Below are 10,329 nucleotides of genomic sequence, written 5' to 3'. Positions count from 1 at the left end.
TGTAGCGCTGGCGGCGTTTTTATTACCTGCTTGCGTCAAGCTACGGCGAAGTAGTGCTTGACGAACGACTCGCTCAAAATCTCCCACAGCACCGGCGTGCCCTTGGTTACGAACCAGGCGTCACCGGCTTTGTAGCGAGTGATCTGGCCTGTGGACTCGTCAGTCAGCTGGATTTCGCCTGTTACGATTATCGCCTGCTCGTTGAACGGGTAAACCATGCGGAATTTGCCGCGCGTGGTGCCAAAGTAAGCGCTGCTGACGGGGTCGGTCGGCGCTCCGTGGGTCATTTTGCCAAAGGCTTTGACTTCGCCTTCGAGGATTTCCGAGCCCAGATCGGCAACGGTGCCCCAGGCATCGAGTTCGGACAGTTGTATGCCTTGCTTGGCGGCAGTGAGGGTCATGGCAGTTCTCCAGTGGGTGAAAGATACGGTCAGCGACGGCCGTTGAAATAGCCCGAAAGCTGGTGCACGGTCTTGCCGGCGGTGAGTAGCAGAGGGCGGAAATGGTCCTTGCCGAGGATCCGTGCGTGTTTGACCGAACTGATCAGGTCGTAGCGCGATGAGCCTTCGTGCATGCCCTCGGCGAGAATCTTGCAAATGATGTGGCTGGGCGTGACGCCAAAGCCCGAATAACCCTGAACGTAAAATGCGTTGGGGCGATTGCTGAGTGTGCCGATCTGCGGGAACAGGTTGGCGCTTGTGGCCATTGGACCGCCCCAGGCGAGGTCGATCCGCACATCCTTGAGGTAGGGGAAAATCTTCAGCATCAAGGCACGGTTCCAGGCCTTGAGGTCCAGCGGGATGTGCTCGATGAACGGCGTGGCGGCACCGAACAGCAGGCGGTTCTCGCGGGTGACGCGGTAGTAATCGATCACCGGGCGGATATCACTGTAGGCGCCGCGGATCGGGCTGATACGCTGTATCAGTTCTTCCGACAGTGGCTCAGTCATCATCTGGAAGGCGTAGGTGTTAATAGTGCGCGCGTGCAGCTCCGGTTCCATTTTGTTGAGGAAGCTGTCGCAGGCCCACAGCAGCTTGCTGGCTTGCACCGAGCCGCGGCCGGTGCGCACCTTGATACGCTCGCCGTAGGTCACCTCTAGAGCCGGGCTGTGTTCAAAGATGCGTGCGCCGTGGCCTATCAGGGCCTGGGCTTCGCCCAACAGCAGATTGAGCGAGTGCACGTGGCCGCCGCCCATGTGTAGCAGGGCGCTGCTGTAAGCGTCGCTGCCGATGATCTGCTTCACCTCGGCGCCACCCAGAAAGCGGATCTCGTCGTGGGTGTTGATCGACTTGAAGTCTTTTTCCCATGCTCGCAGGGTCTTTTCCTGGCGTTTATTGAAGCCCATGTAGCCATAGCCGTGGCAGAAGTCCGCATCAATGTTGTAGCGGGCAATGCGCTCTTTGATGATGCCGGCGCCCAGTTCACTGATCTCGAAAATCTGCTTCAGCCCCTGGTCACCGACGCTGCTTCTGATTTTTTCCAGATCATGACCAATGCCGGCCATGATCTGCCCGCCATTGCGCCCGGTACCGCCAAAACCCAGGTAGCGGGCTTCGAGCACCACAACATTGGTGACGCCTTTTTCTGCCAGTTCCAGTGCTGTGTTAATACCCGAGAAGCCGCCACCGATGACCACGACATCGGCGTCGATGTCGCTTTCCAGGGTGGGGAAGCTAAGGTTGTACTTTTTGGTCGCGGTGTAGTAGGTCGGGGTCTCGATGTTGATCATGACGCAGCCTGCTGAATTGGAATTGTGATAGGGCCTTTGCCGAAGCAGTGCAAGTGGTGCCATTGAGCACCTAACGATCGGTAGGCGTCTTGCCTGAGCCTGCCACGGCGTTTGATCTGCGTGCCAGGGCGCAGTGTAGGAGGAGGCTTGACGTGCGTCGCAGTCTCCTTGATCATGAATGTCATGAATATGTTAATCAATCTACCACGTTACCGCCGCTACGCCACCTCAAGCTGAGGCGGTCGTGGCTGCGTGCACGTCATCCGCCCGGGGCGGCTGGACGTGTGTCTCGCTCCTCGGGCTTACCCAGGAGTTATCATGAGCGACCTACATTCCGACCTGATCGGCCACCTGCAAGCCAGGGGCTTCATTCACCAGAGCACTGACCTCGAAGGACTACGCTCTCATCTGCGCGATGGACCGCGCACGTTCTACCTGGGCTTTGATGCCACAGCTGACAGCCTGCATGTCGGGCACCTGCAGGGTTTGATGCTAATGCGCTGGCTGCAGAAGGCTGGGCACCGCCCGATCCTGCTGATCGGTGGCGCGACCACGCGCATCGGTGACCCAAGCTTCCGGGACGAGAGCCGCCCGGTACTCGATGAGGCGCAGATTCAGGCCAATATCGCTGGCATCACGCGCACCTTCGGGCGCTACCTGCGTTTGGGTGAGGGGGAGGGCTTAGTGGTCGACAACGCGCAGTGGCTCGATGGTATCGGCTATCTGCGGTTCCTCGACCAGGTTGGGCGTTACTTCTCGATCAACCGCCTGTTGACGTTCGACTCGGTGCGCCAACGCCTGGACCGGGAACACTCGCTATCATTTCTGGAGTTCGGTTATACCCTGCTGCAGGCCCATGACTTTACCGAGCTGGCGCGTCAGCACGACTGCACGCTGCAATTGGGCGGTGCTGACCAGTGGGCCAACATCATCAATGGCGTCGAGCTGGCCCGGCGCCGTGATCAGCGTCAGTTGTTCGGTCTGACCATGCCGTTATTGACCAACAGCGATGGCAAGAAAATGGGCAAGTCGCTCAACGGCGCAGTCTGGCTTGACGAGCGTCGCCTGCCGAGCTTCGACTTCTGGCAGTTCTGGCGCAATTGCGACGATCGGGACCTTCCGCGCTTTCTGGCCCTGTTTACAGAACTTTCGCTGGAGCGGATCGCCGAACTCACGCGCGAGGGTGGTGCGGCCTTGAACCAGGCCAAGGCTTTGCTGGCCGATGAGGTGACAGCCCTGGCGCACGGCGCTGAGGCAGCCAAGGCTGCGCGAGAGGCCGCCAGTGGCGTGTACGGGGACGGCATCGGCGCTGGGTTGACCACTATTACCGTAGCCCGCAGCACGCTGCAGGTCTTGAGCCTGGCCGAGGTACTGGTGCAGGCCGGTCTGCAACCATCGCGTGGTGCGGCAAGGCGACTGGCGGAGGGTGGTGGCTTGCGCCTGGATGGTGAGGTGGTGCTATCAGTGGACGCCGATTTACCGCCTGGCCAGCATCAATGGCGCCTGAGCTTGGGCAAGAAGCGCCATTACCACTTGCTTATCGAGTAATTGGTTAATGTATTAATGAGCGCGTGCTGGCATACTCGCCGGCACGCTTTTTATCGACGAGCCCCCCGTACGCATGACCACGCCACGCCCCTCCCTTACGCTCACGCTGCTGCAGGCTCGCGAAGCCACCATGGCGTTCTTCCGCCCGGCGCTGAACGCCCACGAGTTGACCGAACAGCAATGGCGGGTCATTCGTATCCTGCGTCAGCAGGGTGAGTTGGAAAGCCATCAGTTGGCAGAGCTTGCCTGTATTCTCAAACCGAGCATGAGCGGCGTGCTCAAGCGCCTTGAGCGCGACGGTATTGTCGCGCGGCGCAAGTCTTCTGAAGATCAACGCAGGGTGTTCATCAACCTCACGGTCAAGGGGCAGCAGGTGTTTTTGGCGATGAGCGAGGAAATGGGCCGTAACTACGACAAGATCCTGAGTCAGTTCGGCGAGGAAAAGCTTCAGCAACTGACCCGGCTGCTCGAAGAGATGAAGAAGATCAAGCCGTAGGCCCGCGTGACGGCCCCTCGTCTCAGCGGTTCAGCGACAATGAGTCGTCAAGGATTTTCAACAGCGATGCCGCACGCCGTGCATAGACGGCGGGGTCGGCATACATCAGTTCCACATGCAGGCTGTCGATGATGCCCAGGTAGGCATCGGCATAGACCTCCAGGCGTGTGCTTGCCAGGTCAGCCCAGCTATAGCGCGCATGCAGCGCTTGGCAAAAACCTTCGCGCACGCCGTCCAGATATCGCTCGAACCCTGAGGTGACGGCCCCCTTGATATCGATCGGAGGCAGAAACGCGGTGCGCAGGATGAAACGCAGGTTCTGCGACTGTTGGTAGCGCTCGGCAAGGTGAAGCACCAGCCAGTGCCCAGGCGCTACTGCGCCCGTCGCCTCCTCTCGAAAAGCGCTCTCGACGAATTGGGTCTCAACTTCCAATGCACGCTGAAACGCTTCCAGGAACAATGCATCCTTGTTCGCGAAGTGCGCGTAGAGCGAGGCTTTACGCATGCCAGCCAGTTGAGCGATCTCATTCAACGAGGAGGCGTCGTAACCGAATGCCGCGAAGTGGCCGACGGCGGCGTCGCAGATACGTGCCGCAGAGGGGGAAAGCGCTTTCAACGAGGTCACTCCATCAATGGCGCGGGTAGGCCACGCGCGCTTCGAGGAGGATTGTGGTGGCGACTGGGGCAGGGGTCAATCGCTTCGAACTGAACCCAGGGCCAATACCATGGAAAGTACAATTTTCCCCTCGTAACGTGCATTTCTCGACACCTGCCTCAGTCACATACTGAACGCGTCATTGAGACTATTCGGCTGCCCGCTGCCGCGCAGGGGGTTGCACGCTGGTTATCCAATAATAAAGAGACCGTTCATGAAAAAGCCAAATCCTTTGCTGGAAGACCTCAAAGCCATCCTGCCGGCCATTGCTGACAATGCTTTCAAGGCTGAGCAAGACCGCAGTGTTCCAGCAGAGAACATCGCCTTGCTCAAGAGTATCGGCATGCATCGCGCTTTCCTGCCCAAGCAGTACGGTGGCTTGGAAATTTCCTTGCCGCAGTTCGCCCAATGCATCGCTCTGCTGGCCGGCGCGTGCGCAAGCACCGCGTGGGCTATGAGCCTGCTGTGCACCCACAGCCACCAGATGGCGATGTTCCCGGCCAAGTTGCAGCAGGACGTATGGGGTAATGACCCGGACGCCACGGCCAGCAGCAGCATCGCCCCATTCGGCCGTACCGAAGAGGTGGAAGGCGGTGTGACCTTCAGTGGCGAAATGGGCTGGAGCTCCGGCTGCGACCACGCCGAGTGGGCGATACTGGGTTTCCGTCGGCCTAACGCCGAGGGGGCTCAGGATTACTGTTTCGCTGTATTGCCTCGCAGCGATTATGAAATCCGCGATGACTGGTATGCAGTGGGCATGCGCGGCAGCGGTAGCAAGACACTGATCGTACGCGGCGCTTTCGTGCCCGAGCACCGCATCCAGAAAGCCAAGGACATGATGGAAGGCAAGTCCGCCGGCTTCGGTATGTACCCGGACAGCAAGATTTTCTACGCTCCATATCGCCCTTACTTCGCCAGCGGCTTCTCTACTGTCAGCCTGGGCGTTGCCGAGCGCATGCTGGAAGTGTTCCGCGAAAAAACCCGCAACCGCGTGCGTGCCTACACCGGTGCCGCGGTCGGTGCCGCCACGCCTGCCCTGATGCGCTTGGCTGAGTCCACCCACCAGGTGGCTGCCGCACGGGCATTGCTGGAAAAGAGCTGGGACGAGATTGCGCAATACAGCGAACGTCATGAATACCCATCGCGCGCTACCTTGGCGTTTTGGCGGACCAACCAAGGCTATGCGGTAAAAATGTGCATCCAGGCAGTCGACCGCCTGATGGAAGCAGCCGGTGGTGGCGCTTGGTTCGAGACCAATGAACTGCAGCGACTGTTCCGTGATTCGCACATGACCGGTGCCCACGCCTACACCGACTACGACGTCTGCGCACAGATCCTTGGCCGCGAACTGATGGGCCTGGAGCCTGACCCGGCGATGGTTTGACCGCCGCCCGGCTAATCCCCCGCAACAACCACAACAACAAACAGTGGCAGGCCCGTTCGGCCTGCCCGGGAGTCTTGCATGTCCAATTCAACCTCTGTGACCGATTTCGATACCCGTGCCTTCCGCCGTGCCTTGGGTAATTTCGCGACTGGCGTGACCGTGGTCACCGCAGCCGGGCCGAGTGGCCGCAAGGTCGGTGTCACCGCCAACAGCTTCAACTCGGTGTCATTGGACCCCGCATTGATCCTCTGGAGTATCGATAAACGCTCCACCAGCCATGAGGTTTTCGAGGAGGCTTCGCACTTTGCAGTGAACATCCTCGCGGCTGATCAGATTGACCTGTCCAACAATTTCGCACGTCCCAAGGAAGATCGTTTCGCCGGCATCGAGTACGAGGAAGGGGCCGGTGGTGCGCCGCTGTTCGCCGACTGTGCGGCGCGTTTCCAGTGTGAGAAGTTCCAGCAACTGGACGGCGGCGATCACTGGATCCTGGTCGGCAAGGTCGTAGCCTTCGATGACTTTGGCCGCTCTCCGCTGCTTTACCACCAAGGTGCATACTCGATGGTACTGCCGCACACCCGCATGACCCAACGGGCCGACGGGCAGGCGCCGAGCAGTCACTTCCAGGGCCGTCTGCAGCACAACCTGTACTACCTAATGACTCAGGCCCTGCGTGCCTACCAGGCCGACTATCAGCCACGTCAATTGTGCACTGGCCTGCGCACCAGCGAAGCCCGCATGTTGATGGTGCTGGAGAACGATGCTGGGCTCAGCTTGAACGACTTGCAGCGCGAAGTGGCGATGCCCGCGCGTGAGATTGAGGAGGCCGTAGCCAACCTCAAGCGCAAGGGTTTGATCGCTGACGACGACGGTCGTGTGCGGCTGTCTGTAAAAGGGGTGGATGAAACCGAAGCACTGTGGGGCATTGCTCAGGAGCAGCAGGACAAGGTGTTCGGGCAGTTCAGTGCTGAGCAACTGGAGACCTTCAAGACCGTGCTCAAAGCCATTATCCAGATGTAAGCATGGCCTTGAACGAAAACGGCGCCCATCGGGCGCCGTTTTTGTTCCTAGCGATAGCGAAGGTTCAGTACACACCGCCTCCGACACTGTTGAACACCGGCGTATCCTTGAACTTGCCCGCCAGGTCCCGCAGCCCGCGCATCAGCACGGTGGTATCGACGCCGACTGCGACAAAGGCCGCACCCAGTTCGATATAACGACGTGCCAGCTTCTCATCGGCACTGAGAATCCCCGCCGCCTTGCCCGCCTTACCGATTCGCACAATGGCATCTTCGATCGCTGCCTGCACTTCAGGGTGCCCCGGATTGCCACGGTGGCCCATGGCAGCGCTGAGGTCGGCAGGGCCGATGAATACGCCATCGACGCCGTCTACTGCAACGATGTCGTCCAGGTTGGCCAGGCCTTCCTTGTTCTCGATTTGTACCAGCAGGCACATCTGCGCGTCCGCGTGGTCGAGGTAGCCGGCGATGCTGTTCCATCGCGACGCCCGCGCCAGTGCACTGCCCACGCCACGTACGCCGGTCGGCGGGTAATGCACGGCCTTGACCAGTTGTCGCGCCTGCTCGGCACTTTCGACCATCGGTACCAGGAGGGTTTGAGCACCGATATCCAGCACTTGCTTGATCAGCGCGGTATCGCCGATCACCGGGCGTATCACGGCCTGGCTAGGGTAGGGAGCCACTGCCTGTAACTGCGCGAGCATGCCGCGCAGGTCGTTGGGTGCATGTTCACCATCGATAAGCAGCCAGTCGAAGCCAGCATTGGCGGCCAGTTCGGCGCAGTAGGCATCGGCCAGGCCGAGCCACAGGCCGATCTGGGCCTGGCCGCTGCGCAGGCGTTGTTTGAAATGGTTGATAGGCATGTCCATGGTCAGTCCTCAGACGAAGCGGCAGGCGATCGAGCCGAGCATGTCGTAGTCGACGTGGAAGGTGTCCCCAGGACGAGCGGCGACCGGGCGAGTGAAGGAACCGCCGAGAATGATCTGACCTGGCTGCAGGGTGACGTCGTATGGCGCCAGCTTGTTGGCCAGCCAGGCGACACCTTTGGCTGGGTGATTGAGCACAGCGGCACTCACACCGGACTCCTCGATCACACCATTGCGGTACAGCACCGCCGGCACCTTGCGCAGGTCAATGTCGGTAGGGCGCACGGCCCGTCCGCCCATGACCACGCCAGCGTTGGCGGCGTTGTCGGAAATGGTGTCGAACACCTTGCGGGTTACCTGGGTCTGCGGGTCGACCTGCTGGATACGGGCGTCGATGATCTCCAGTGCCGGGATCACCCACTCAGTGGCTTCCAGTACATCGAACACGGTGACGTTGGGGCCCTTAAGCGGTTTGCCCAGGATGAACGCCAGCTCCACCTCGACTCGCGGCACGATGAAGCGATCGAAGGGAATGTCGCTGCCTTCGTCGAACAGCATGTCGTCGAGCAAGGCACCGTAGTCGGGTTCAGTGATGTTCGACGACACCTGCATGGCGCGCGAGGTCAGGCCAATCTTGTGGCCGACCAGCTTGCGGCCAGCGGCGATCTTCTTGGCTACCCAGGCGCGCTGGATGGCGTAGGCGTCTTCGATGGTAATCGCTGGCTGCTCAAGAGAGAACTGGCGGACCTGCTCACGAGAGCGCTCGGCTTGGTCGAGGCGTTCGGCGGCCTGCTGGATGAAAGCGTTATCAAGCATGATGACAATCTCTGTGTTCAAGGGTTGACGATGGCGGCCCGGGTGCGCAGCACAAGCAGGCCGCCGAGGGTGATGAAGCAGGCGAGCGCGTAGAGCGCGAGACTTGCGCTTTGCGTGGTGTCGCGCACCCACCCGATGAAATAGGGCGCCGCGAACGAGGCGATGCTGCCCAGTGAACTGATCAGGGCAATACCGGCAGCTTGGGTGCGGGCATTGAGGAACGCTGGCGGTAATTGCCAGAACATCGGCAAGGCCGCGCTGGCTCCCATGCCCGCCAACACCAGCCCGCCCAGTACTGGCCACGGTTGCTGAGGCGCCAAACCGCTGATGGCGATGCCGGCTGCGGCCATCAGCAGTGGCACGCACAGGTGCCAGCGGCGCTCGCGCTGGCGGTCGCTGGAACGGCCGCACGCGAGCATGAACACGCAGCCGGCCAGGTAAGGGATAGCGCTGAGCAGGCCGACGCTCGCGTCGCTGTCGATGCCAGCGCCATGAATCAGGCTGGGCATCCAGAAGGCCAATGTGTTGACCGCCAGCATCACTGCGCAGTACACCGCCACCAGCAGCCAGATCGCTGGGCTGGAGAGGATGCCGCCCAAAGATGTCACGGTTTTGCGCTGCTCTTCGCGGCCGAACTGGGCGCGCAATGCAGCCTTCTGCCGGTCGTCGAGCCAGTGCACCCGCTCGAAGTGTTCAGGCAGTGCAGCCAGTACCACCAGCCCCAGCAGCATCACTGGCGCGCCTTCCAGTAAAAACATCCACTGCCAGCCGCGCAGGCCAGCTGCCTCGTGCATGAATGCCAGGATCGCCCCTGACAACGGCCCGCCAACCACCCCGGCCAGTGGCACGGCGATCGCGAACAACGCGGTGACCTGAGCCCGGCGCCCAGCGGGGTACCAGCGATTGAGGTAGACCAGGATGCCCGGAAAGAACCCTGCCTCGGCAGCCCCCAGCGCGAAGCGCAGCAGGTAGAACGCGCTGCTGCTCTCGATCAGCAGCATGCTGGCCGACAGCGCGCCCCATACCACCATCAATGTGGCGATCCAGCGGCGTGGGCCGAAGCGTTCAAGCATCAGGTTGCTAGGCACCCCGAACAAGGCATAGGCAATGAAAAACAGCCCGGCGCCCAGCCCGTAGACCGTGTCGGACAGCTGCAGGTCCTGGCTCATCTGCATCTTGGCAAAGCCGATGTTGATGCGGTCGAGGTGGGCGAACAGGTAGCAGATCAGCAGTAACGGCATCAGTCGCCAGGTGACCGCGCGGTGGGTCGCGTCGGCCAGTTCGGTCTGAGTCTGGGCCGGCGAGGCATGTTCGAGTGTGCTCATGTTTTTTGTACTTGTTGTGTGATGAGGCAGCGGGCGACCTGGACTCAGGCCGGGCGGTTGAACAGGGGGTGCAAGGTGCTGTGTTTTGCGTCGTAGACCTGCTGGGTGCTTTCATCGATCTGCAGGGTGATGCCGATCGGGCGTTGGCGCAGCAGCTCATCCAGACGTTGCTTCAACACCTGCAGCAAGTTGTCGCCGACCGCTTTATGTACAGCGGGGCTTCGGCCACTGCCCATGCGCAGGTTGGCGTACAAGAAGCCGTAGTCGCCGTTGCCGTCTGCCACTGCGCAATGGGCGGCAGGGTAGGCGAGTACGCGGGTGCCACCGGTTGGGAAGACCGTCTTGCCGGCTGCGTCGTGCTGTTCGAGCATGCAGTCGGCCAGGGCGCGGCACAGACCGGGGATGTCGGCATCGGCTTCCAGGTCAGGGGTGTAGAGCAGAACCAGGTGTGGCATGAGGTGCCTCCTTGTGGCGAGGGCACCAGGCCGCCA

At 61.0% G+C, this 10,329-nt stretch carries 11 protein-coding genes; 4 read left to right on the top strand and 7 right to left on the bottom strand.

What is annotated here, in order from left to right:
• Nucleotides 1-35 precede the first annotated feature (35 nt).
• Together ACF8Q6_RS16390 and ACF8Q6_RS16385 are read right to left on the bottom strand one after the other, a co-directional pair.
• On the bottom strand, nt 36-401 hold the full coding sequence (locus ACF8Q6_RS16390; protein ID WP_104886242.1) for a cupin domain-containing protein: 366 nt from the start codon (nt 399-401) through the stop codon (nt 36-38).
• Between the two features lie 29 nt (nt 402-430).
• Nucleotides 431-1,729, bottom strand: coding sequence for an NAD(P)/FAD-dependent oxidoreductase (locus tag ACF8Q6_RS16385; RefSeq protein ID WP_392490440.1), 1,299 nt, complete (start codon nt 1,727-1,729; stop codon nt 431-433).
• A gap of 318 nt (nt 1,730-2,047) precedes the next feature.
• Between ACF8Q6_RS16385 and tyrS the strand changes: the two genes are divergently transcribed.
• Nucleotides 2,048-3,277 carry a tyrosine--tRNA ligase gene (tyrS, locus tag ACF8Q6_RS16380; protein WP_104886240.1) on the top strand — a complete coding sequence of 410 codons (1,230 nt, stop codon included), beginning with the start codon at nt 2,048-2,050 and terminating at the stop codon, nt 3,275-3,277.
• 73 nt (nt 3,278-3,350) lie between these two features.
• Nucleotides 3,351-3,773: a homoprotocatechuate degradation operon regulator HpaR gene (gene hpaR / locus ACF8Q6_RS16375; RefSeq protein WP_028634146.1), complete on the top strand. Its 423-nt coding sequence runs from the start codon at nt 3,351-3,353 to the stop codon at nt 3,771-3,773.
• Between the two features lie 22 nt (nt 3,774-3,795).
• Here hpaR and ACF8Q6_RS16370 read toward each other — a convergent pair whose 3' ends face one another.
• Nucleotides 3,796-4,389, bottom strand: coding sequence for a TetR/AcrR family transcriptional regulator (locus ACF8Q6_RS16370; protein WP_392490439.1), 594 nt, complete (start codon nt 4,387-4,389; stop codon nt 3,796-3,798).
• 253 nt (nt 4,390-4,642) lie between these two features.
• Here ACF8Q6_RS16370 and ACF8Q6_RS16365 point away from each other — a divergent pair, with 253 nt between their 5' ends.
• Entirely contained in the window at nt 4,643-5,812 is a 1,170-nt protein-coding gene (locus tag ACF8Q6_RS16365; RefSeq protein WP_392490438.1) for a p-hydroxyphenylacetate 3-hydroxylase oxygenase component, read from the top strand.
• Nucleotides 5,813-5,890: 78 nt separating this feature from the next.
• Nucleotides 5,891-6,832 carry a p-hydroxyphenylacetate 3-hydroxylase reductase component gene (locus ACF8Q6_RS16360; protein WP_392490437.1) on the top strand — a complete coding sequence of 314 codons (942 nt, stop codon included), beginning with the start codon at nt 5,891-5,893 and terminating at the stop codon, nt 6,830-6,832.
• Between the two features lie 64 nt (nt 6,833-6,896).
• Here the strand turns inward: ACF8Q6_RS16360 and hpaI are convergent, their stop codons facing one another.
• From hpaI to ACF8Q6_RS16340, 4 genes are read right to left on the bottom strand one after another with little or no spacing between them, the layout of a single operon-like run.
• Nucleotides 6,897-7,700, bottom strand: coding sequence for a 4-hydroxy-2-oxoheptanedioate aldolase (gene hpaI, locus ACF8Q6_RS16355; protein ID WP_392490436.1), 804 nt, complete (start codon nt 7,698-7,700; stop codon nt 6,897-6,899).
• A 9-nt stretch (nt 7,701-7,709) separates the two neighbouring features.
• Nucleotides 7,710-8,513 (bottom strand): 2-oxo-hept-4-ene-1,7-dioate hydratase, encoded by an 804-nt coding sequence (gene hpaH / locus ACF8Q6_RS16350; protein WP_104886235.1) that lies wholly within the window; start codon nt 8,511-8,513, stop codon nt 7,710-7,712.
• 17 nt (nt 8,514-8,530) lie between these two features.
• Entirely contained in the window at nt 8,531-9,838 is a 1,308-nt protein-coding gene (locus ACF8Q6_RS16345) for an MFS transporter (protein WP_104886234.1), read from the bottom strand.
• A 44-nt stretch (nt 9,839-9,882) separates the two neighbouring features.
• Nucleotides 9,883-10,293 (bottom strand): 5-carboxymethyl-2-hydroxymuconate isomerase, encoded by a 411-nt coding sequence (locus tag ACF8Q6_RS16340; RefSeq protein ID WP_392490435.1) that lies wholly within the window; start codon nt 10,291-10,293, stop codon nt 9,883-9,885.
• Between the last annotated feature and the right edge of the window lie 36 nt (nt 10,294-10,329).

The organism is Pseudomonas sp. GLN_2, from assembly GCF_043106005.1.
Lineage (GTDB): Bacteria > Pseudomonadota > Gammaproteobacteria > Pseudomonadales > Pseudomonadaceae > Aquipseudomonas > Aquipseudomonas alloputida.
This window is presented reverse-complemented; position numbering and strand designations above follow the sequence as displayed.

Coding starts and splice junctions, on each gene's coding strand:
- hpaR (WP_028634146.1), top strand. CDS start 3,351: ATGACCACGCCACGCCCCTCCCTTACGCTCACGCTGCTGCAGGCTCGC.
- ACF8Q6_RS16340 (WP_392490435.1), bottom strand. CDS start 10,293: ATGCCACACCTGGTTCTGCTCTACACCCCTGACCTGGAAGCCGATGCC.
- tyrS (WP_104886240.1), top strand. CDS start 2,048: ATGAGCGACCTACATTCCGACCTGATCGGCCACCTGCAAGCCAGGGGC.
- ACF8Q6_RS16385 (WP_392490440.1), bottom strand. CDS start 1,729: ATGATCAACATCGAGACCCCGACCTACTACACCGCGACCAAAAAGTAC.
- ACF8Q6_RS16365 (WP_392490438.1), top strand. CDS start 4,643: ATGAAAAAGCCAAATCCTTTGCTGGAAGACCTCAAAGCCATCCTGCCG.
- ACF8Q6_RS16360 (WP_392490437.1), top strand. CDS start 5,891: ATGTCCAATTCAACCTCTGTGACCGATTTCGATACCCGTGCCTTCCGC.
- ACF8Q6_RS16390 (WP_104886242.1), bottom strand. CDS start 401: ATGACCCTCACTGCCGCCAAGCAAGGCATACAACTGTCCGAACTCGAT.
- hpaH (WP_104886235.1), bottom strand. CDS start 8,513: ATGCTTGATAACGCTTTCATCCAGCAGGCCGCCGAACGCCTCGACCAA.
- hpaI (WP_392490436.1), bottom strand. CDS start 7,700: ATGGACATGCCTATCAACCATTTCAAACAACGCCTGCGCAGCGGCCAG.
- ACF8Q6_RS16345 (WP_104886234.1), bottom strand. CDS start 9,838: ATGAGCACACTCGAACATGCCTCGCCGGCCCAGACTCAGACCGAACTG.